This window comes from Oceanobacillus alkalisoli (assembly GCF_022213125.1).
Classification (GTDB): Bacteria; Bacillota; Bacilli; order Bacillales; family Amphibacillaceae; genus Oceanobacillus; species Oceanobacillus alkalisoli.
In genome coordinates this window covers 45,272-67,552 of record NZ_JAKNRA010000005.1, presented here as the reverse complement: position 1 = coordinate 67,552, position 22,281 = coordinate 45,272, and the positions used below count along the sequence as shown (strand labels likewise).

21 protein-coding genes are annotated in these 22,281 nt (G+C 40.6%); 14 read left to right on the top strand and 7 right to left on the bottom strand.

Annotated features, from left to right (window positions below):
- The first annotated feature begins 5 nt into the window (after window positions 1-5).
- The 4 genes from L3V42_RS08840 (at window position 6) to L3V42_RS08825 (ending at window position 4,752) form a co-directional block, all read left to right on the top strand.
- The gene (locus L3V42_RS08840; protein ID WP_235762890.1) at window positions 6-1,898 is read left to right on the top strand and encodes a PTS fructose transporter subunit IIABC; all 1,893 of its coding nucleotides are present in this window, start codon (window positions 6-8) and stop codon (window positions 1,896-1,898) included.
- Between the two features lie 233 nt (window positions 1,899-2,131).
- Entirely contained in the window at window positions 2,132-2,236 is a 105-nt protein-coding gene (locus L3V42_RS08835; RefSeq protein ID WP_235762889.1) for a YjcZ family sporulation protein, read from the top strand.
- Window positions 2,237-2,405: 169 nt separating this feature from the next.
- Window positions 2,406-4,046 carry an ATP-binding protein gene (locus tag L3V42_RS08830; protein ID WP_235762888.1) on the top strand — a complete coding sequence of 547 codons (1,641 nt, stop codon included), beginning with the start codon at window positions 2,406-2,408 and terminating at the stop codon, window positions 4,044-4,046.
- Window positions 4,024-4,752, top strand: a complete 729-nt coding sequence (locus tag L3V42_RS08825) for a response regulator (RefSeq protein WP_238471797.1) — start codon at window positions 4,024-4,026, stop codon at window positions 4,750-4,752. Before L3V42_RS08830 ends, L3V42_RS08825 begins: the two co-directional genes overlap by 23 nt.
- Before the next feature lie 50 nt (window positions 4,753-4,802).
- On the opposite strand, the gene L3V42_RS08820 is transcribed toward L3V42_RS08825, so the two are convergent.
- Both L3V42_RS08820 and L3V42_RS08815 read right to left on the bottom strand, forming a co-directional pair.
- Window positions 4,803-5,831 (bottom strand): 2-hydroxyacid dehydrogenase, encoded by a 1,029-nt coding sequence (locus L3V42_RS08820; RefSeq protein WP_238471796.1) that lies wholly within the window; start codon window positions 5,829-5,831, stop codon window positions 4,803-4,805.
- Between the two features lie 52 nt (window positions 5,832-5,883).
- Window positions 5,884-6,942 (bottom strand): AEC family transporter, encoded by a 1,059-nt coding sequence (locus tag L3V42_RS08815; RefSeq protein ID WP_238471795.1) that lies wholly within the window; start codon window positions 6,940-6,942, stop codon window positions 5,884-5,886.
- Between the two features lie 291 nt (window positions 6,943-7,233).
- On the opposite strand from L3V42_RS08815, the gene L3V42_RS08810 reads away from it, so the two are divergent.
- From L3V42_RS08810 to L3V42_RS08780, 7 genes are all read left to right on the top strand, one after another.
- Window positions 7,234-8,580 (top strand): alpha/beta hydrolase, encoded by a 1,347-nt coding sequence (locus tag L3V42_RS08810; protein ID WP_238471794.1) that lies wholly within the window; start codon window positions 7,234-7,236, stop codon window positions 8,578-8,580.
- Between the two features lie 22 nt (window positions 8,581-8,602).
- Window positions 8,603-9,055: a DUF3887 domain-containing protein gene (locus tag L3V42_RS08805; protein ID WP_235762969.1), complete on the top strand. Its 453-nt coding sequence runs from the start codon at window positions 8,603-8,605 to the stop codon at window positions 9,053-9,055.
- 132 nt (window positions 9,056-9,187) lie between these two features.
- On the top strand, window positions 9,188-9,847 hold the full coding sequence (locus L3V42_RS08800) for a GntR family transcriptional regulator (protein WP_235762883.1): 660 nt from the start codon (window positions 9,188-9,190) through the stop codon (window positions 9,845-9,847).
- A gap of 175 nt (window positions 9,848-10,022) precedes the next feature.
- Entirely contained in the window at window positions 10,023-10,880 is an 858-nt protein-coding gene (locus tag L3V42_RS08795) for an HpcH/HpaI aldolase/citrate lyase family protein (RefSeq protein ID WP_235762882.1), read from the top strand.
- 22 nt (window positions 10,881-10,902) lie between these two features.
- Window positions 10,903-12,060 carry a CaiB/BaiF CoA transferase family protein gene (locus L3V42_RS08790; protein ID WP_238471793.1) on the top strand — a complete coding sequence of 386 codons (1,158 nt, stop codon included), beginning with the start codon at window positions 10,903-10,905 and terminating at the stop codon, window positions 12,058-12,060.
- Window positions 12,061-12,085: 25 nt separating this feature from the next.
- On the top strand, window positions 12,086-12,622 hold the full coding sequence (locus tag L3V42_RS08785) for a MaoC family dehydratase (RefSeq protein ID WP_238471792.1): 537 nt from the start codon (window positions 12,086-12,088) through the stop codon (window positions 12,620-12,622).
- Between the two features lies 1 nt (window position 12,623).
- Window positions 12,624-13,823: an acyl-CoA dehydrogenase family protein gene (locus L3V42_RS08780; protein ID WP_238471791.1), complete on the top strand. Its 1,200-nt coding sequence runs from the start codon at window positions 12,624-12,626 to the stop codon at window positions 13,821-13,823.
- A gap of 568 nt (window positions 13,824-14,391) precedes the next feature.
- On the opposite strand, the gene L3V42_RS08775 is transcribed toward L3V42_RS08780, so the two are convergent.
- From L3V42_RS08775 to L3V42_RS08765, 3 genes are all read right to left on the bottom strand, one after another.
- Window positions 14,392-15,291, bottom strand: a complete 900-nt coding sequence (locus tag L3V42_RS08775) for a glycine betaine ABC transporter substrate-binding protein (RefSeq protein WP_238471790.1) — start codon at window positions 15,289-15,291, stop codon at window positions 14,392-14,394.
- 72 nt (window positions 15,292-15,363) lie between these two features.
- Window positions 15,364-16,224 (bottom strand): ABC transporter permease, encoded by an 861-nt coding sequence (locus tag L3V42_RS08770; protein WP_235762877.1) that lies wholly within the window; start codon window positions 16,222-16,224, stop codon window positions 15,364-15,366.
- The gene (locus L3V42_RS08765; protein ID WP_238471789.1) at window positions 16,214-17,410 is read right to left on the bottom strand and encodes a quaternary amine ABC transporter ATP-binding protein; all 1,197 of its coding nucleotides are present in this window, start codon (window positions 17,408-17,410) and stop codon (window positions 16,214-16,216) included. The genes L3V42_RS08770 and L3V42_RS08765 overlap by 11 nt, the downstream gene beginning before the upstream one ends.
- Window positions 17,411-17,827: 417 nt before the next feature.
- Here L3V42_RS08765 and L3V42_RS08760 point away from each other — a divergent pair, with 417 nt between their 5' ends.
- The 3 genes from L3V42_RS08760 (at window position 17,828) to L3V42_RS08750 (ending at window position 20,207) form a co-directional block, all read left to right on the top strand.
- Window positions 17,828-18,406, top strand: a complete 579-nt coding sequence (locus L3V42_RS08760; protein ID WP_439651880.1) for a nitroreductase family protein — start codon at window positions 17,828-17,830, stop codon at window positions 18,404-18,406.
- Window positions 18,407-18,473: 67 nt separating this feature from the next.
- On the top strand, window positions 18,474-19,265 hold the full coding sequence (locus L3V42_RS08755) for an MBL fold metallo-hydrolase (RefSeq protein ID WP_235762874.1): 792 nt from the start codon (window positions 18,474-18,476) through the stop codon (window positions 19,263-19,265).
- A 726-nt stretch (window positions 19,266-19,991) separates the two neighbouring features.
- Window positions 19,992-20,207, top strand: coding sequence for a hypothetical protein (locus tag L3V42_RS08750; RefSeq protein WP_238471787.1), 216 nt, complete (start codon window positions 19,992-19,994; stop codon window positions 20,205-20,207).
- Window positions 20,208-20,314: 107 nt separating this feature from the next.
- On the opposite strand, the gene L3V42_RS08745 is transcribed toward L3V42_RS08750, so the two are convergent.
- Both L3V42_RS08745 and L3V42_RS08740 read right to left on the bottom strand, forming a co-directional pair.
- On the bottom strand, window positions 20,315-21,289 hold the full coding sequence (locus tag L3V42_RS08745) for an ABC transporter ATP-binding protein (protein ID WP_238471786.1): 975 nt from the start codon (window positions 21,287-21,289) through the stop codon (window positions 20,315-20,317).
- Complete coding sequence (locus L3V42_RS08740; RefSeq protein WP_238471785.1) at window positions 21,289-22,278, bottom strand: ABC transporter ATP-binding protein; 990 nt, start codon at window positions 22,276-22,278, stop codon at window positions 21,289-21,291. Before L3V42_RS08740 ends, L3V42_RS08745 begins: the two co-directional genes overlap by 1 nt.
- Between the last annotated feature and the right edge of the window lie 3 nt (window positions 22,279-22,281).

Below are 22,281 nucleotides of genomic sequence, written 5' to 3'. Positions count from 1 at the left end.
GAGAGATGCAAGTTATCGATTTACTGCGAAAAGATATTATGATTATGGATTTGCAGGCACAGGAAAAAGAATCCGTCATTGACGAAATGATAAAAAGCCTAGAAGCGCATGGAGTCGTAAATGATTTTGTTTCGTTTAAAGAGGCTATTTTAGCAAGAGAAGCTCAAACATCTACTGGTCTCGGTGATGGGATTGCAATGCCTCATGCTCGGCACGGGGCAGTGAAAGAGCCGACCGTATTATTTGCGAAGAGCAAGTCAGGTGTTGAATTTGAAGCGTTGGATGGTCAGCCAACCTATCTATTTTTCATGATAGCAGTACCGGATGGTGAGGACGATACACATTTGCAAACATTAGCGGCCCTTTCCCGGAAGTTGATTGATCCGGAATTTGTAGAAAAGTTAAAGCAGGTTACTGCACCAGAGGAAGTTCACGCCCTTTTTGCCGAAGCCGATGCGGAGGAACCTAAAGCACCAGAAGAACCAACGGAATCTGAAAAAACAGAAGCAACTGAAGAAAAACCTTTCGTGGTAGCGGTCACGGCTTGTCCGACAGGAATCGCGCATACGTATATGGCAGAGGATGCTTTGAAACAAAAAGCGGCTGAAATGAATGTCAATATTCGTGTGGAGACGAACGGTTCGGACGGTGCAAAGCATAAATTGACGGATGAAGAAATCGAACGAGCGGATGCGGTTATCGTCGTTGCCAGTAAAAAAGTGGAAATGGATCGATTCCACGGAAAACCTCTTCTCGACCGACCTGTCAGTGACGGAATTAGTAAAGCAGAAGAACTGATTACAAAAGCAATTAAGAAGGACGCCCCGATTTATCACTCATCCAATGAAAGAGAAAAAAGTGAAAATGACACTACTAAAACGGCAACGGGATCTATCTGGAATAAAATCTACAAGGATTTAATGAATGGCATTTCCCACATGCTCCCATTTGTTGTTGGTGGTGGAATTTTATTGGCACTCTCGTTCTTAGTTGAACGTTTTGTTGGGGATGAGAGTCAGATATTCCTATTCTTAAATGGAGTTGGTGGAAGTGCCTTTGACTTCCTCATCCCTATTTTTGCTGGATTTATCGCAATGAGTATTGCAGACCGGCCTGGTTTAATGCCAGGGGTTGTCGGCGGATTAATGGCGGTTCAAAGTGATGCCGGATTTATTGGCGGACTCGTTGCCGGTTTCCTCGCAGGTTACGTAATTGTCTTTCTGAAAAGGGCATTCCGAGGATTGCCTAAGTCTCTCGACGGGTTAAAAACAATTCTGTTTTATCCTGTTGTCGGATTATTTATTACAGGACTTTTAATGTATTTCATCATTGGGCCAATCTTCTCTATTGTTAATAATGCAATGCTTGATTTTCTGCAAAACCTTGGTACTGGAAATGCAGTTCTGCTTGGTGCTTTACTCGGTGGAATGATGGCCATTGATATGGGTGGACCTTTCAATAAAGCGGCCTATGCTTTTTCAATTGGGATCTTCACCGATACGGGTGACGGAAGTTTGATGGCTGCTGTTATGGCAGGCGGAATGGTTCCACCATTCGCGATTGCACTCGCTTCAACGTTCTTTAAAAATAAATTTACCGATCAGGAACGGAAGTCAGGAATGACCAACTATGTAATGGGGATTTCCTTTATTACAGAAGGTGCAATTCCTTTCGCAGCTGCTGATCCATTGCGTGTAATTGGTTCATCCGTTTTAGGTGCGGCAATTGCAGGTGGACTGACTCAAGTTTGGAATAGTGCGATACCTGCTCCGCATGGAGGATTATTCGTTGCTCCACTTGCAGAAAATCCTTGGTTCTTTTTACTGTCCCTTATTATTGGGATGGTTGTTGCAGGAATCGTACTAGGTTTATGGAAAAAGCCTGTTGAAGAAAAATAAATAGACAAGAGCTCTGAAATGTTGATATGCTCCCCATATGGTAGACGGAGAAATAATGAAAATCTCTGCTACGATATGGGGAGTATTTTTTTAATGTCTAATACCTTAGTAAAGGAGCACAGCAGATAAATAGCATCATTCATCCGCCATATTTTAAATCCTGGGTTTTTACCTATAACCGATTTCACTTTCATTCATATAGTTATAGTATCAAGAAATGGGAGGTGTTAGGCATGAGTGAAGTGAAAGGTGGATATGGCGGAGGTTTCGCCCTGATTGTTGTGTTATTCATCCTTTTAATTATTGTAGGTACATCCTATGTTGGCTGGGGCTATTAGGATTCGCCTACATCCATTGATTCTCTCCCTATCGGAAAAGTGTATACTTTATTACTCATGTGCATTTGGATTAATCAGGTTATCTGGTTAATCCTTTTTGCATTATGGTATGATAAATATAGAAAAAATCGAGAAATCCAGAGACTGACTACGAAAAAGGAGAATCGCCGTGTTTGAAAACAAATGGCTTTTCAAATTAAGCTTAAAGAAGATGACGACGTTGCTCGTATTACTCTCTGTCTTAGCATCTCTTGTTGCTGCGGCTATATTCCTACACCAGGCGATTGAAAATCGGGAGCATGAATCGGTAAATACCAAACTGAAAAACATCGGCAGAATGGTGGCTAAGGATCCCCGGGTAATCGAAGGGGTAACCGATGAAGCTTTAAATGACGCCATTCAACTGTATGCAAAAGAAGTTGAGGAAGCAACAGATATTAGTTTTGTCGTTGTACTGGATGATGATCTTATTCGGAAATCCCATCCACAACCTGAGGTGATTGGTGAACCTTTTTCCAATTTGGAAGATGCGGCAAGATCCTTGAACGGGACGGAGCATTATTCCCAAGAAGAGGGTGTACTCGGAGAAGGGACAAGATTCTTCACGCCTATCTGGAACGCGGCAGGAGAGCAAATAGGTGTTGTCTGTGTTGGTTTCGTGCAGGAAAATGTGAATCAAGCTCTTTCGAATGCTTATAAAAGTCTTTATGCCGGGTTGCTGTTCGGGCTTGCTGTCGGTCTCATCGGTGCATTTTATCTCGCTCGGCAATTAAAGAAGCTGTTATGGGGAATGGAACCGAAAGAAATAGTTTTAAAAATGAAAGAAAGAGATCAGATCACTGATTCCGTAAGTGAAGGAATTATAGCAGTATCTCCCAATCGGGAAGTCCTTTTGCAAAATAATAACTTCATTGATTTAATGAATAAGGCTGGACTTCAAATAAGTAGTACGGAAAGTGGTTTTCTTGGCGAGGAGATATTTTCTATTCTTTTTGAAGAAGTATTTGAGAAAGAGAAACCGCTTGTGAACGAGCAGCTTGTTCTGAATCAGCTAGAACTTATTGCGAATGTCAAATTGGTCCACTTAGATGGCGAAACGTACGGAGCGGTGGCGACATTAAGGGACCAATCCGAGTTTAGACAATTGGCTCGCGAACTTAGTGGTACAACACAATATATCGATTCTTTAAGGGCGCAGAATCATAAATTCATGAATCAGCTCCACACGATTCTTGGACTAATTGAACTTGAAAAATATGATGATGTGGAGAAATTCATCCGTGTCTTGAATATGGATTACCATGAGGAAATCGGATTTGTGACAGATAAGATAAAAAGTCCGGCTATTGCAGGTTTCTTGCTTGGGAAGCGAAGTGAACTTAGGGAGCAAGGCGTTGAGCTTACGATTGATGAATATTCTCATTTTCCAAATATAAAAATGGACGAAATTCTTCATGATTTGTTGCTTTCTATTGGCATTTTACTCGATAATGCCAAGGAAGCGGTAAGTAAATCGGAACAGAAGCATGTAACTCTATTCTTGAAATTTGATACAGATGAGGCTGTCATCATGATTGAAGTCGAAGATACTGGAAGCGGGATAGAGAATGAATATCTGGAGAAAATCTTTGAACGGGGTTTCTCTACGAAGGGAGAAACACGCGGTTATGGACTTGATGCGGTGCAGACGATAGCAAATCACTATGACGGAATAGTGGATGTACAGTCAAGCACAGAATCCGGGAGTATTTTCCGGGTAGAATTGCCTTATAGAGCGGAGGAGACAGATGGTAAACGTGGTTATCGTTGAGGATGATCCAATGGTTGCAATGATCAATCAGCAGTATATCGAGCGGTTTCCTGAATTCGAAATCATTGCATCCGTTGACAGCATTGATAAATTATGGGAGGAGCTTAAAGAGGAAATCCCTGACCTAATCTTGCTGGATGTCTATTTGCCGGGGGAGACAGGGATTGATTTTCTGCTTGAGGTGCGCAAGGAGGAAGTCTCTATCCCGATTATTATGATTACGGCGGCAAATGATATGCCGACAATTAAAAAAGCGTTAGAATACGGTGTCATTGACTTTTTAATCAAACCATTTACCTTCGAACGGTTTGAACAGGCGATTGAAAAGTTTAAAGCTTATCATGGGTTTACAACAAGTTCGGAAACGACGGATCAGGAGACACTTGATAAACTCTTGATGAGTGAAAATTCCAATGAAGGAGCACAAAAAAAAGGTAAAGCAGTTGAACCGGATTTGCCTAAAGGCTTATCGAAGCTTACGCTAAGGAAAGTCCTCCGGGAGATCGCCAAGCACGATGACTTCTTCTCAACAGAAGATATCGCAAGTGAAGTTGGTTTATCAAGGATTTCCACTCGAAAGTATTTGCAGCATTTAAATGAAATCGGATATTTGAAAGATGAACTGAAGTATTTGACGATTGGCAGGCCGATTACGGTGTATAAGGTGCATGGAAATCAGGAGCATTTAATTGCGGATTTTCAATAAAAGGACTCAAAGTCTCTAGAATAATAGGATTTTTGAGTCCTTTTACCTTATTAAGAACTAAGCCTGTTTTTCTCTGGCAAAGGAATCGCATTTTCTGTTCTTCCGGTTGTAAGCATGTCGTTGAAGTTTTCAAAGCTTGTTTCAATCATGTTAGATAGTGCTTCATCTGTATTGGAACCGATATGTGGTGTAATGAGAACTCGCGGATATAAATTTATCAGTTCTTGAACCGTCGCATCAAGCGCTTCTTTTTCTCCGTTAAAGTTTTTGAAGAAAATCCTTTCCTCGCCTGGAAGGACGTCTGTGCCGAATCCTTCGAGCTTATTGCTTTGAATTGCACGGAGGATGGCCTCGTTATCCTGGAGTTCCCCGCGGGCTGTATTAATGAGAATTGCACCGTCTTTCATTTTTGAAATAAATGCGTCATTGATCATCTTATCATTTTTACCAGGAAAATAAGGGACATGGATACTTACGATATCACTTTCTTGGAGCAATTCATCCATTTCTTTGAATGTGACGACTTCCTTTGCTTCCTCGCTCTGATAGATGTCATAGCCGAGTACTTCTGCTCCGAGCCCTTTGAATAACTTTGCTTCTGTGAGACCGATTTTACCTGTACCGATGATTCCAACTTTACAATTTCTGATTTCTTTACTGAACATGACACTGTTTACCATGAAGTTACCGTCTGCTGTCCGGTTTGTCGTGTATGCTGTATGTCTTAACAGGGACATCGCAAGGGTCAGTGCAAGTTCGGCAATTGCATTTGGAGAATACGAAGGGACTCTTGCAACATCAAGTTCATAATCTGCTGCTGCTTGTAGATCGATATGGTTAAAGCCTACTGTTCGGGTGAACAAGTATTTCACACCATATTCATTCATCATGGCAATATTTTTTCTATCGGCGATACAATTTCCGCGCAGGAGAACTGCATCCATTCCTCGCGTCGTTTCAATATTGTCATGGGTAAGTAAATCTTCAATTAATGTTAGTTCAAAGTTATATTTATTTAATTTATGGAAATAAGCAACCTCGTTTTCTCTAACTCCGTAGCAAACCACTTTAATAACCATATTGCATTTCTCCTTTATCATGATTTTTTTAGATAAATCTGCTTTCCTTACATCAACCAAACAAATTGAATGAACTAATTAAGTTAAGAACGATGATCCATACGGGAATCATAACAACGGCGGTGATGGTCGACAGCAGGGAAGCATTGGATGCCAGCACTGCGTCTTTATCAAAGCTGATTGCATAAGCCGTTGCGACAGTTGCTGTTGGTGTTGCCATCATGATGACAACAACTCCGACACAGACTGCACTCATAGACAGAATGCCTGTCATCTGTAGAATCGCGAGTAACACGATATTGATTAATGGTACGAGAATAACTTTATTGATACTGTATATCCAAGATGTCCGGTCTGTTAGAGCTGTGTTGAATTTAACCGAACCTAGTGTTGCGCCAATCGATAGCCAGGCAAGCGGTGAAGCTAAGCCGGCCAGGAATGAAATTGGCTTATGGAGCCAGATTGCTGTCTGATCCAGTCGTAAAAATGCTGCTTGTGACGCTGCTCCTTCTGTTGCTGCATGAGCGACTTGAGGGAGGGAGCCTTGCGTAATCCAGATGAATAAACCAGCAAATGTTGCAATGACAATGGGATTAAGGAACATTTCGTTAATATTTTTCATTTCCATTTTCAATCCGCTCATCTTGATGTAGGCGTAAAAGTAAAGGAAGATCCGGTAACCGATATTGAAAATGGATGCGTACAATACACCCTCTGCTCCGTAGATTGCCCCAACAATCGGGATTCCGAAAAATGTTGTTGAGCCGAAAATGGTGAGAACACGTAAAGTTGTTTCTTTGTCTTCCTTAAACTTCATATACATTGGCTTCGTTGCAAAAATGAGAATGATGTAAATGACGAGTCCCCAGATGAGGATGTTCATTCCTTCTGCAAGGGATTCCCTGTTTATATCCTGCATGAATGAATTGAATGCAAGTGCAGGGAGCGCAACGGTTAATACTACTTTGGAAAGCAGCTTACCGACCTGATCATTGAATATACCTTTCTTCCGGCAGAAGAAGCCGAGTAATATAATGAAGATTGTAGATGTAATCGCACTGACGATGTTCATATCCGTTAATGTTGTTTTCATAATTTCTAGTACTTCCATAAAAAATTCCTCCTTATTTTATGCTCAATGATTCACAATATAGTGTAAAAAATAAAATTAATTGTGATTAATTTCACATATGATTACACGAATAAATTACTTGTTCTCCTTGCAATTAAAGTGTATTACAGAAGTCGATGAATGAAAATATTATATAACTAACGGAACTTATGTAACTTAAGTAAGTGAATTATTGAACAAATAGGTTGTTGTTAGTGAATGAGAAGTGAAACTTTTTACTAATTGCTCCGTAATACAAGTGAAAAAACATACATAATGGAGGTAACGTCCATGCGTATAAATTGGCTGATGTTGGGCTGCTTGGTTTTCCTAGTTTTATTAACAGGTTGTACAAAGGATAATCAGACCACCCTCACAGTTGAAGAAGCTGGGGAAGAAGTGATAGGTTTATTACAAGGAAGGGAGTATGACAAACTATATGAAGCATGGTTTTCTAGTGAATTACAAGAATCCCTGTCGGTCGCTGAACTTTCTAGTGATTGGGAAGAAAAGGTAACAGATGGAGATTTTGTTGAAGTGAGCGCTCTACAAGCTGAGCGGCGCACGGAAAATCTGGATGTTGTGGAAGCGAGTCTTGAGTATACAGCGGCCACATTTGATATCCGCCTGATTTTTAATGAAGGGATGCGTTTAGTAGGATTGAGTTTATCAGATGGATTTATAACGGAAAAATTACCGGGTTCGATTATGGAAGAAGAAATTATTATTGGTGAAGGTACGGAATATGAACTTGGCGGCTTGCTCACCTTACCTAAAGATGGAAAAGAGGAACTTCCGGCTGTCGTACTTGTTCATGGATCAGGACCGTCAGACAGGGATGAATCAGCTTTTGCCTATAAACCGTTCCGTGACATTGCTTGGGGACTTGCTGAGCAGGGAATCGCTGTTATTCGGTATGATAAGCGCACCTTTACTTATGGCAACGAGATGGCAGAGGGGTTAGACAATCTAACGGTGTATGAAGAGACGGTGGAGGATGCGATTCGAGCTGCTGAATTAATTAAAACCGATTCACGTATTGATGAACAGCATGTTTTCTTGGCTGGCCACAGTCTAGGTGGGATGCTTGCCCCTCGCATCGATGCAGAAGGTGGGGATTTTTCTGGCTTCATCATTCTTGCTGGGTCACCTCGGCCTTTATGGGAGATTATTTATGATCAGAATCGCAACTTGATAGAAGACATTATAGCAGATGAAAAGGAACAGGAAGAACAACGAATCTTCGTGGAAGAAGAGTATGAGAAGGCAAAAAGTCTGCAAACGATGACGGATGAGGAAGCGAAAGAGCTAACATTGTTTGGTATCGATGGCTATTATTTAAAAGAAATGGCTGAATATAATATTCCCGAACTTGTTGAAGATCAGGAGAAGCCGCTACTCATTTTACAAGGTGAAGACGATTTCCAAGTTTTCTATGATAAGGACTATAAACGTTGGCAAGAAATTTTGGAAAAACACGAGGGTGTGACGTTCATCAGTTATCCAGGGTTGAATCATTTTTTCATAGCATACGAAGGAGCTGGAAAGGGAACCCTTGCTGAATATGAGATCCCAAATCAAGTGGATGAAGAAGTGATCCAAGATATCGGCGAATGGATATTTAAGCAATCACATTAATTTAAGGAGTGGACTAGAATTGATGAAAAGATTTCGGACAGTAATGTTTTTATCTATCGTAGCAATTTTGTTCTTAGCAGGTTGCAGCAGAGGGGAAGAAGCAGAGGGACCGGTAGACGAAGACACGGTGCAACCAGAGGAACAGGTGACGGATGAGAGTGCAAATGCTACAACTGATGAGACAGTTGCCGTAGCAGAGGAATTCATTGTCCAGTTGAGTGAAGGGCAGTACGCAGAAGCAACGGAAAACTTTGATGACACAATGGCTGAACAAATAGGAGCGGAAGAGCTCCAAGAATTATGGGGGAGCCTGGAAGAGCAACTCGGAGAATTCATTGCTTCTGAGTATGACCAGACCGAATCTGGCGATGGCTACGAAGTAATATTAATTAAAGGAGTCTTTAATGATGCAGATGCGACATTCCAAGTGACCATAAATGAGAATATGGAAATTGCCGGTTTTTATATTGTGTAGAAAAAGAGGTAAGGTTGACAAGAGTCGGAAGCGGGCGCAGTAAAAACGCCTGCTTTCAACTTTTTACTTCATTTTCCTTCCGTCCTGCGATACAATTTAGATAAATGATGCTCGCGTAAAGGGGACGTTAGAATGTCTAAACATAAGAATCTGCAAATTGGTAATAGAGAAATGTTACATAACCAGGTTTGTAGTATTTTAAGGAGTGCTATATTAAGAGGTGACTTTGAACCAGGAGAGCGGCTTGTGCAAACAGAGCTCGCAGAAATGATTGGTGTAAGCAGGATGCCGATTAGAGAAGCGCTCCGCACATTGGAAATAGAAGGACTAGTCACGATGGAACCACATAAAGGAGCAGTCGTACGGGTATTGGAAAAAGAAGATGTAGAAGAAATCTATGAACTTCGCTCCGTGCTGGAATCTATGGCATTAAAAAAGAGCATGCAGTATTTTACAGAAGAAGATCGGAAACTCATTAAGCAGTATCATGATTCCATGATAGGAGCGACGACCGAAGAATATATCGAGCTGAATAAGGAATTCCATAATTTGTTAACGAGTAGCTGCGAGAGTCCACGATTGCTAGGCTTCATTAATACCATCTCACGAGGGCTTGCTCAAGATACACCATTAGTTATCCCTGGCCAAATGGAGAAATCCAATAAAGAGCATGAAAAAATTGTACAGGCTATTTTAGAAAATGATACTGAAGGTGCTGCGGAATATCTTGTAGAACATATCCACCGAACAGGAATGGAACTCGTTAAATATTTGGATGAGAAACAGGCGTAGACTATCAGTCCACTTGCAAGTGAACTGATAGTTATTTTTTTGCACTCTTTACATAATTATTTAGAAAACTCTTTACAAACATGTGAACTTCCTTTAAAATAAATTGTATCCAATATCCATTATCCAATAAATTTAATGTAAACGTATACTTTAGTGGGGAAAAGGAGTTGATTATATGTACCGGTCATGGCTATTTATTCCGGGAAATCGGGATAAGCACTTGAGAAAAGCGATTGATTTGGAAGCGGACGTCATTATATATGATTTAGAAGATGCCGTACCAGATGAAGATAAACAGCTAGCAAGATTAAAAGTAAAAGAAACAATGACAAAAGCAAATCATCAGGTAAATATCGTGCGCGTAAATGGACTAGACACAAATTACTTTGTAGACGATTTACATGGAATCGTCTCTGCGGAACTTACCGGGCTTATGTTGCCAAAAGTGAACAGCCGGGATGATGTCTTAATTGCAGATTATTTACTTGGGCAATTGGAAGTGAAGCATGGGATTAAAAAGGGAACTTTGGTACTTCTTCCTTTAATAGAGACAGCGAAGGGAATAGAAAATGTCTCAGAAATAGCAGGATCCAGTGAGCGGATTCTTTGCCTTTGTTTTGGAGCAGAAGATTACATGCTTGAATTGAATCTTGAAGCAGATTCGGCGCAAACCGCATTAAACTATGCGCGCTCTAAACTTGTAGTAGCTTCTGCGGCAGCTAAAAAAGCAGCACCAGTTGATGCGGTTTATCCAGATTTCCATGATGAAGCGGGACTCGAGGCAGCAACTATCGTAAGTAAGCAGGCTGGATTTCAAGGAAAATTGCTTATCCATCCGAAACAGATTGACATCGTAAACCATATCTTTTCTCCAACACAAAAGGAGATTGATGAGGCAAAGCGTATTGTTGAAATATACACTGCATCGATAGATAAAGGGGAAGGAGCTATTCAACTGGACGGGAAGATGATTGACGTACCCATTGCAGAACGAGCAAGAAGATTACTCGCTTATGCAAAGCGAACAGTATAAGACGAATGGGAGGAGAATTATAATGTTTCCTTTAGAAGGAATTACGGTAGTAGCCCTTGAACAAGCGATTGCAGCCCCTTTTGCGAGCAGGCAATTAGCTGATCTCGGGGCAAGGGTAATTAAAGTGGAGCGTCCGGAAGTAGGAGATTTTGCAAGGAACTATGACACGACGGTAAATGGGATGTCGAGTCATTTTGTCTGGACGAATCGCTCCAAAGAATCGATTGAACTTGATTTAAAGTCTGAGTACGGAAAAGAAGTGCTCGATCGTTTGCTTGATAAAGCAGATGTGCTCATTCAGAATCTAGCCCCGGGTGCATTAGAACGAATGGGATTCGTTCCGGAAGTATTAGTGAAGAAACATCCAAAACTAATCGTTTGCAGTATTTCCGGTTATGGAAAGGGCGGCACGTACGAGCAGAAAAAAGCTTACGACTTGCTCGTGCAATGTGAAGCGGGACTCGTTTCGATTACGGGCAGTGAGGATAACCCTTCAAAAGCCGGGATTTCCATTGCGGATATTGCTGCTGGAATGTACGCTTATACTGGGATTTTAACTGCCTTATTGAACCGGGAGAAAACAGGGGAAGGTGCAGTGATTGATGTATCCATGCTCGAAGCGTTAGGTGAATGGATGGGTTATCCCGCTTACTATGCAGCTTATGGGGGAGAAGAGCCAAAACGCTCTGGAGCAAGTCATGCGACAATTTATCCGTATGGTCCGTTTGTTTGTGGTGATGGGAAGACGGTATTCATCGGCTTACAAAATGAGCGGGAGTGGAAGCATTTCTGTGATTTAGTTGTGAAGGATCCCACACTTAATAAAGATTCTAGATTTAGCACGAACTCGGATCGTTCAGCGAATCGGGAAGAATTGAAAGAAATTATTGAAAGGGCTTTCGATGCGCTTGGCTCGAGCGAAGTGATCGATAGACTAGAGAAAGCAAAGGTTGCAAATGCTCGTTTGAATACGATGAAAGACTTCTTTGAACATCCTCAACTCAAAGCAAGAGACCGCTGGGAACAAGTAGAGACGCCGAATGGAACGATTGACGCGTTGAAACCTCCCGCTGTGATTGCTGGGATGGAAGCGGTGATGAAACCAATCCCGGCACTTGGTGAACATACGGAGAAAATACTAGAAGAAATAGGGATCAAACAAGAGGAATTACACAAATAAATATAGGTTGATGGAGGAGAAAGACATGACAGTAAAACAAGGTTGGAATGGCAGATTTTATGAAGACTTTGAAGTCGGAGATATTTATCCGCACCCACTCGGGAGAACCGTCACCCAAACGGATAACATTTATATGACGCTTCTCACGCAAAATACGAATCCAATTCATTTTGATGAATATTATTCCGCGCAAACAGAATTCGGTAAACCGTTGGTGGATTCGACTTTTACAATTGCACTAGTTACGGGACAGTCTGTAACAGATCTTTCACAAAATGCGATGGCTAATCTCGGCTGGGATGAAGTCCGCCTGTCGAATCCTGTATTTGAAGGAGATACAATCTATTCGTATTCTGAAGTACTAAGTAAACGTGAATCCCAATCCCGACCAAATGTTGGAATCGTTAACGTGAAAACAAGTGGTTATAATCAGCGGGGAGAAATTGTAATTACATTCAAGCGTACCTTTATGATTTATAAACGTGACGATGCACCAAAAAAGGAAAATACGTTATTGAACAAAGTGCTTGAGCAAGAAAAGGTTAAAAAAGGGGACGAATAGAATGGCAGAAATAAAAGAGCTGCATAAGCCAATTCAATTAAGCGGGGAAGAAAGGGAACAATTGCGTAAAGATGTACGGGAATTATGTGAGTCTTTCGGGAATGCGTATTGGAGAAAACTCGACGAACCACGGGAATATCCTTATGAGTTCGTTGATGCGCTGACGAAGGCTGGGTATCTCTCTGTCTTAATTCCGGAAGAATACGGTGGGAAAGGTTACGGTCTTCAAGAGGCAACAATTATTTTAGAAGAGATTCACCGTGCAGGTGGTCACGCAGCTGCTTGCCATGCCCAAATGTATACAATGGGATCAGTCCTGCGTCATGGGAGTAAAGAGCAAAAGGAAAAGTATCTTCCAGGTATTGCAAAAGGGGAGATTCGATTACAGGCGTTCTCGATTACTGAACCGGAAGCTGGATCGAATACAACAGCGATAAAAACTTTTGCTGAAAAAACGAGAGACGGTTACATCATGAACGGTCATAAGAACTGGACGAGTCGCATTCAACAATCGGATTTACTACTTGTTCTTGCCCGCACGACACCATTAGAGGAAGTGAAGAAGAAATCAGACGGGATCAGTCTCTTTCTTGTAGATTTACGTGATATTAGAAAAAATCAACCGGATGCTCTCATCATCGAACAGGTACGCACCATGTTCAACTATGCAACGAACAAGGTTTGGTATAAAGATATGAAAATCCCGCATGATACTCTAATTGGAGTAGAAGGAAAAGGGTTTAAATATGTGTTAGATGGGATGAATGCAGAAAGAATTCTACTGGCAGCAGAAACGATTGGAGATGGCTATTTCTTTATCGATAAAGCAGTGGAGTACGCGAGGGAGCGTGAAGTATTCAATCGTAAAATTGGTGAGAATCAGGGGGTTCAATTCCCAATTGCAAGAGCATATGCTGCGATTAAAGCTGCTGATCTTCTTCGGTATGAAGCGGCGAAGAAGTTTGATAATAACAAGCAGTGCGGAGAAGAGGCAAATATGGCGAAATTGTTATCGAGTGAAGCGAGCTGGGAAGCAGCGAATGTCTGCTTGAATACATTTGGTGGGAATGGTTTTGTCGATGAGTATGATGTCGAGCGGAAATTCAGGGAAACAAGAATGTATCAAATTGCTCCAGTCCATAACAATATGATTTTAGCATATCTCGGTCAACATGTGTTAGGACTGCCACGTTCGTATTAATGTGTTTGATGGAGCTTCTAATTGTTGCTATTCATGCATAAATCGGTTATATTTAAAATAGAATATGGAGGAGGCAAGGGGATTGATCCCCTTGCCCATAATAGCTGACTATCGCTTGCCCGAGCGATGGTCTTTCTTTTTTCTTGCGTTTAGTAGAGCGGATGTGAGATTAACCACTGCGGTTACTAGTGCAAGGAAAGCTACTATTATTGCCAATACCTCCATAGGTCCACCCCCTTTCCACTTGGGGGTAACGCAAGTATATCACAAACAGAACTAGTGTTCTATAGTAAAATCAATCTATTTTTTCAACAAAAAAGGACCGGTAATAATTATACCAGTCCCTTTTTCTATTACATAGGAAACTATAAAGCAAAAATGTTGTGGATAACTTGAGTTCCAAGCGATAGCCACGTCCGGCTCCAGCGCCCAGCAACTGACAAACCTCACACTCCTCCAATCAATAAGTCAACATCGGCTCCTTACGTCGCCCTGTTTCCTTTATCTCATTCCAGAGTGCTCCAGTTTGTACGTTGCTAAACGGGCGCTTGCGCCTTTGTTCTCTTACCTATTCAATATCTTCTGTCCATTCGTTTACTTTATCTTGGTTCTCTTCAACCCAAGCTGCAGCAGCCTCTACAGGGCTTGTACCTTCCGAGATTTCAAGCATGACTTCTTCCATATCATCTGTAGTCCAGTAGAAGTTATCAAGAACTTGATAGACTTCTGGAAGATCTTCTTCTAGACCTTCACGTACCATTGTGTTGATTGTTTCAGCATCACCGAAAACACCCTGTGGATCCTCTAGATATTTCAGATCGAATGCTTGGAATTTCCAGTGTGGAGACCAACCAGTTACAATAACATCTTCTTCATTTTCATAAGCGGTTCTTAACTCCGTAGTCATGGCACCACTTGAAGAAGTTTGAACTTCCCAGCCATCCAAGTTATCATATTCTTCTACAGCACGTTCAGAAGCAGCAACTACTCCAGCACCTGGCTCGATACCAGTGATGGTTTGGTTAGCTTCATCTGATAAGTCTTCGATAGAGTCAGCTTCCATATAGCTCGGAACAACTAAGCCAATTTTCGCACCTTCTAGGTTAGGACCAAGATCAATTACTTGATCACCATAGTTTTCAAATTGAGCTTCGTGAGTTCCAGGTAACCAAGCAGCAACCATTCCGTCTGCTTCACCATTCGCAACAGCTTCCCACATAACAGCATTGTCAAGTGGAGTTAATGTTACATCAAATCCTAAGTCTTCTAAGACTTTACCAACAACGTGTGTAGATGCGATTTCCGTATCCCATTCTACATAAGTTAGTTCAACTTCACCTTCTAAAGAACCTGCTGCATCGTCACCTGCATCCGTGCTTGATTCATCATCTCCAGCACCACAGCCTGCAGCAAATAATGCTGTAGATAATCCAAATACAAGGCCTAGACGTTTCCAATTGAACTTCATATTATACAACTCTCCTTTATAAAAATTAATACTATTTATGGAAACTTTCCCTTAGAAAAGGTACCATTAATTTTAATCTTTTTTCTCTCTACTTAAGTTCTGTGTCATACGGTCGATGACAATTGCCAGAATAACGATTCCTACACCGGATACGAATCCTGGACCTACTTGTGAACGCTGTAAGGCAGATAGTACTTCTCTACCAAGACCAGGTGCCCCTATCATTGATGCGATAACCACCATAGATAATGATAACATTACTGTCTGGTTAATGCCAGCCATGATGGTTGGACGTGCCATTGGGAGCTCTACTTTAAATAGTTTTTGTGAACCAGTACTTCCGAACGCATCCGCAGCTTCAACTAGTTCAGCAGACACTTGACGGATACCTAAGTTTGTAAAACGTACGGTAGGTGGTGTTGCAAAAATTAACGAAGCAATTACACCTGGCACCATTCCGATTCCAAAGAAGGCTACCGCAGGGATTAAATAAACAAAGGCAGGCATTGTCTGCATAAAGTCAAGAACTGGCGTGATGATTGTTTCAGCAATTTTACTTTTCGACATTAAAATTCCAACCGGAACTCCAATGATGATGGAAAGTAGACTCGCTACGATGACGAGCGTGATTGTATTCATCATCTGATCCCAGTAGCCTTGGTTATATACAAACCAAAGTCCAACAATAGAGAAAGCAGCAAGACCGAATTTTTTCCCAGTTATGAAAAAGGCAATAACTGCAACAATCAGGATAAGTACGAACGGCGGAATATTCATCAATACAGTTTCAGAAATGAATTCCATGAGATTACCGAAGTGTTCTTTAATTGGGTTGAACAAGAAAGAAAATTTATCTGTTATCCAGCGAACAGCATCGGTAACACTTTCTGACACAGGAATTCTTGGTACGATACTTGAAACATTAAGCACCATTTGTCACCTCTCCTTCTCCAGCAAGTGCGGCAATGACAGCACCGCGCACAATAATGCCTAATAGCTCCCCGTCCTCGACAACAGCTACAGGAGTCTGGGAGTCATAGATGATAGAGAAGATATCCTGTAAAGGTGTATCTTTATCTACTTTCGGTATATCCGTACGAATAATTTCATTTAAATCTCTAACATCTTCATTTCGCGCTTTTGAAGCGTCATCTGCTGTTACATAACCTTGTAAGTTACGATTTCTATCTGTCACGAGGATGCTTGAAATACCTTCTTCACGCATTCGTTCGAGGGCTACCCGCGGACCATGTCGTTCAATTTGAATGGTTTCAGGACGCTTCATGATATGGTGGGCCGTTAATACTTTCGATTTATCAACATCTTCAACGAATTTCTCTACATAATCATTTGCCGGGTTAACCAAAATTTCTTCCGGTGTACCGATTTGTACGATGTTCCCGTCCCGCATTAATGCGATTCGGTCACCTAGGCGCAGCGCCTCATCTAAATCGTGTGTAATAAATAGAATTGTCTTTTTCATTTTAGATTGTAATTGGATAAGTTCATCTTGCATCTCTTTACGGATAAGGGGATCAAGTGCTGAGAAAGCTTCGTCCATTAGAAGTACCTTTGGATCATTCGTGAGAGCCCGTGCAAGACCAACACGTTGCTGCATCCCGCCGGAAAGCTGGCCTGGCTTTTGTTCCACGTATCCGCCAAGTCCCACCATTTCAAGTGCGGTTGTAGCTCGTCTTTCCCTTTCTTCTTTATCGACTTTTTGAATTTCTAAGCCGAAAGCAGCGTTCTCCAATACAGTTCGATGCGGAAATAGTCCGAATTTCTGGAAGACCATACTTAATTTTTCGCGGCGAACTTCCCTTAGCTGGTTTTTATCCATTTTTGAAAGGTCTTCCCCTTCAATATAAATATTTCCTTGTGTTGGTTCAATCAGGCGGTTGATCAATCGGACAAGTGTTGATTTACCACTTCCTGAAAGTCCCATAATAACAAATATTTCTCCCTCATCTACAGAGAAACTTGCGCGATTCACTCCGACCGTTGCACCTGTTTCTTTTAAAATTTCTTCTTTTGTGCGGCCGTCGTCTAGAAGTTTTAATGCTTGTTTCGTGTTTCTTCCAAATACTTTCGTTAAGTCTTTAACTTCAATAATCGGCATTCTTTCACCTCTTTGTCTAATTTTTTGTTGATATACGAAGCATACGATGCCCATCTGTATCTTTTTATCCATAAAAATAATCTACCTAACAACTATACGCATATAAAATCATTAACTCAAACATTGTGTGTTCTTATTTACGTTGATTTAGAATGTAGAGTATATACTTTATAAAGTATATACCCGTTTTTTGGCTCATTTCTCCTATTTTCTCTTAAATCCTTTAAATCATTCTACTTTTACCTCTAATATTCGACGACATTCTTAGGGTAGGGCTTTTTGGGGAATGTTATGCATTGAAATAGGGGAGGGATTTCCATTATATGTCACAGCTTTCGTGTAAGTAGACGAATGATTTCTAAAATGCTTGGTCTATTTGTATAATAAGGGGGGTGAAGGAGGAAATACATAATGGTTATGACTGAAACGAAGAAGTACAGAATGTCCGAGTATACTATTGATGAGATGTTTCTTGAACGCTGGTCGCCCCGCTCATTTTCGGAAAAAGAGGTGCCAGAAGATATATTGTTAACTTTATTTGAGGCTGCCCATTGGGCACCTTCTGCATTCAATTTTCAGCCTTGGAGATTCATTCTTGCAAAGACAGCTGAAGAGCGGGAAGTGTACCATTCCTTCATTTATGAGGGTAATTTAGGTTGGTGTACAAAGGCACCGGTATTAGCAATGATTGTTTCTAAAAAAGAAAAGGACGGGAATGTGGTCCGATCGCATTCATTTGATACAGGAGCAGCTTGGGCTTTCTTAGCCCTTCAAGCGAATAAGAAAGGACTGATTACCCATCCGATGACAGGCTTTGACTTCGATAAAGCCCGGGACATACTTGAAATTCCGGATGAGTACAATATAGAAGCGCTCGTCGCGATTGGCTATCAGGATGAGAAAGGAAAACTGCCTGAAGTATTACAAGAACGTGAACAACCGAACCAACGCATGCCATTAGAGAATTTTATTTTTAATGGAAAGTTTAAGAAATAATGGGAGTGCCCAAATGAGAGTTTTTTCATTTGGGCTATTTTTCATTAATACTTTTGAGGAGGATTCTATGATCCAATTCCAAAACCAACATATCACTATTTTCCAAAGTGCTCTCTACATGACGACAACGGCCATTATTCAAACGAAAAAAGCAGTAATTATGACGGATCCGACATGGCTTCCGAAAGAAATTGAAACAATTAAACATCATGTTGATGAAATGATAGGTGATCGGCAATTATATATTATTTATACCCATAGCGATTTCGACCATATCATCGGCGCAGGAGCCTTCCCAGAGGCAAAGGTCATCGCTACACGGACACTTCATCATAACCTAAATAAAGAGGAAGTATTGCAGGAGATAGAAGCGTTTGATCAAAAGTATTATTTGAAGCGCAATTATAAACCAATCTATCCATCAGCGGATATTATTGTATCCCAAGACGCGCAAACATTACAGTTAGGAGAAGTTACTTTAACATTTTATCTTGCGCCGGGTCACACAAAGGATAGTTTGTTTACAGTGATCGAGCCATATGGAATATTTCTTGCGGGTGATTATTTATCTGATGTAGAATTTCCATTTGTTTTTAGCAGTTATAAAGATTATGTAGAGACGATCAGAACGGCTGAACGGATTTTAGAAGATCACTTGATCCGGGTACTTGTACCGGGTCATGGAACTGCTACACAAAATGAAGATGAAATTATAAGTAGGCTTTACTTTTCGAAGTATTATTTAAAGGAACTGTCTCGCAATAATGACAGTCTTATCGATGTTTTACGCAATAAATATACGTTCTTTGATGGAATGAAAAGTATTCATTTTGATAATATAAGTTTAGCTAGAAGATAACATAGAGAAAGAGCGTGTCAAATGAGTAAGAAAAAGATAAAAGCCAATGTTTATTGTCATGCTTCAGAATTATTAAAAGAAAAAGGTTTTGTTATTCCAATTGGATTATTGGTTAAAATGAATAGACTAACCTAAAAGAATGTGGAAGATTGACGCTTTAATAGAATAGCTTATTTAGAACGTGTTATGTCGGATACCACAGAAAAGTTAAATCATACATTAAAATGCTTGCAGAAGTTTGCTAGCAAACAAAATTTAAAAACTTCTTTAACTATTTACAAATCATGGGGGAAATCTAGAAAAACGTTATTGCCTTATTCTAAATCGGAGGATGCTTATTTATATTCAACGCACTATGTGAAGCGTAGATAGAAAAAGGATTAGTTGCCAGTCTATTAGGAAGGACAACCAAAATATTATTCTATTATACGTTAAACTTAGGTTTTTCACATCTGTATGGGAGCTAATCCATCTATTAGCAAGTTATGTTGCTCATTTTGCCCGTTAGAATCCTTCTATGAGACATTTTACAAGGATTCAGAGCTGAAGTGTCTAATAGAGCTCTTCTAATAGACATCTATCCCGAATTACGGCCGATTGTGTCTAATAAAGTCCCTACAAGGCATAATTTCAAGGAAAACTTTTCATGAAATATTTAGATCAACTTATAAAGAAGCAACTCGTGTTATTTACCGTTTAAACGTAAGTGAGCATGCTTATGAGAGCATGCGGAAGTCTATCCATACGCTAGACAATCGGAAGGAGGACTACCGTTATAATAGGTTAGGCTTGATTGTAATTCTATTTAATATTCCATTAAATAGAGAGAATGCCTTTTACTGTTCCCAGTTTGTTGCTGTTGTCCTGCAGCAGAGTGAAAGTGTGGAGTTAAATAAATCGTTAGCATTCATCAAGCCGCACGATTTGGAAGGGCTAACATAGTTAAAGCTAATCTATGAGGGGAGTTTGCATCGTTATGGGAAAAGACACCCTAATTGCTCCTTATTCTTGAATAGCAATTAATAGCAATCAGAGTGTCTTATACTAGCTTATACTAGATGACAAGCAACGAAATGATTTGCCTCGACTTCTTTAAACTCAGGAACGATTGTTTTACATTTCTCCCTTGCAAATGGGCAACGGGTATGGAATTTACAACCCGTTGGTGGGTTGGCTGGATTCGGCACATCACCTTGTAAAACAATCCGCTCACGTTTCACTGTTGGGTCAGGAATTGGAATAGCGGAAAGTAATGACTTCGTATAAGGATGTAAAGGATTTTCATATATTTCGTCTCGTGAACCTAACTCCATCAGTGTGCCGAGGTAAAGTACACCAACTTTTGTTGCGATATGTTCTACAACACTCAAATCATGAGAAATAAAGAGGTAGGTTAATTGTTTCTTTTCCTGGAGATCACTAAATAAATTAATGATCTGTGCCTGAATCGACACGTCTAATCCAGACACTGGTTCATCAGCTACAATGAATTCTGGATCCATAATAATTGCCCGGGCGATCCCAATCCGCTGGCGTTGTCCTCCACTGAATTCATGGGGAAAACGGTCGATATGATAAGGAGCAAGTCCGCAAAGGTTTAATACTTCTAATACTTTCTCACGGATTTCCTTTTTCGTGGCTAAGCCATGATCTAGTAAGGCTTCTCCAATTGCATCGCCTATCCGGATACGAGGATTTAGAGAACTAAAAGGGTCTTGAAAAACAAATTGGAAGCTTTTCCGATGTTCGCGCAATTCTTGTTTGGATAGCTGATGAACGCTCTTTCCTTTATAAAGTATTTCTCCATCCGTTATATCCGTTAATCGTAATATACTTCTTCCTATTGTGCTTTTTCCACTTCCAGACTCGCCAACAAGGCCGAATGTTTCCCCTTCTTCTATTGTAAAGCTGACATTATCGACTGCTTTAACAACGGATTGATTTCGTTTGAAAAGAGATCGGGATGAATCTTTATAGTGTTTCTTTAAGTTTTTTACTTCGACTAAAAGTTCTTTTTGATCCATCACGTTCTCACCTCTTCTTTCTCATATAGCCAGCAGGCAACTTGATGATTATCATCTACTTCCATTTTCTCCGGTATACTACCGCCACATATGCTCATTCGGTGTTCACATCGGTCGTAAAAGTAACAGGACGGCTTTAAATCAATTAAATTAGGTACTTGACCAGGAATGGAGTATAGACGCTTTTTCCGTTGGTTTAAAACAGGCTTTGATTGCAGTAGACCCTGTGTGTAAGGGTGTTTCGGGTCTTTGAAAATATCCAAAACAGAACCTTGCTCAATTACTTTACCTGCATACATGACGACGACGTAATCGGCAACTTCTGCAACAACTCCTAAATCGTGGGTGATAAGGAGCATCGACATATTGCGTTCTTCTTTAATTTCTTTTAGTAACTCTAAAATTTGCGCCTGAATTGTTACATCAAGTGCAGTTGTCGGCTCATCTGCAATGAGAAGCAGTGGATCACAACTTAGAGCGATTGCAATCATAATTCGCTGCAGCATTCCTCCGCTTAATTGATGCGGATAGGAATGGAAGATCTCATTACTGCGTCCGATGCCAACAAGCTCAATCAATTTAATTGCTTCTTGCTTTGCTTGCTTTTTTGTTAGTAATCGATGTTCAAACAATGGCTCTGTAATTTGTTCACCAATCGTTAAAACGGGATTTAAGGAAGACATTGGCTCCTGAAAAATCATCGAAATATCATTTCCTCTAAGTCTTCTCAGATCTTTCTTTGATGCGTGAATTAGATCTTTGTCCTGAAACAAGATCTCACCATCGACAATTTTACCTGGTGGGTCTTCGATTAACCCCATAATTGACATAGCAGTTACGCTTTTTCCACAGCCTGATTCTCCAACAATACAAACTGTTTGCCCTTCAGAAACACTAAAACTTACATCATTAACTGCTTTAACAACACCATTTTCTGTGAAAAAATGTGTGCTGAGTTTTTTTACATCAAGAATTGTGTTATCAGACATTGT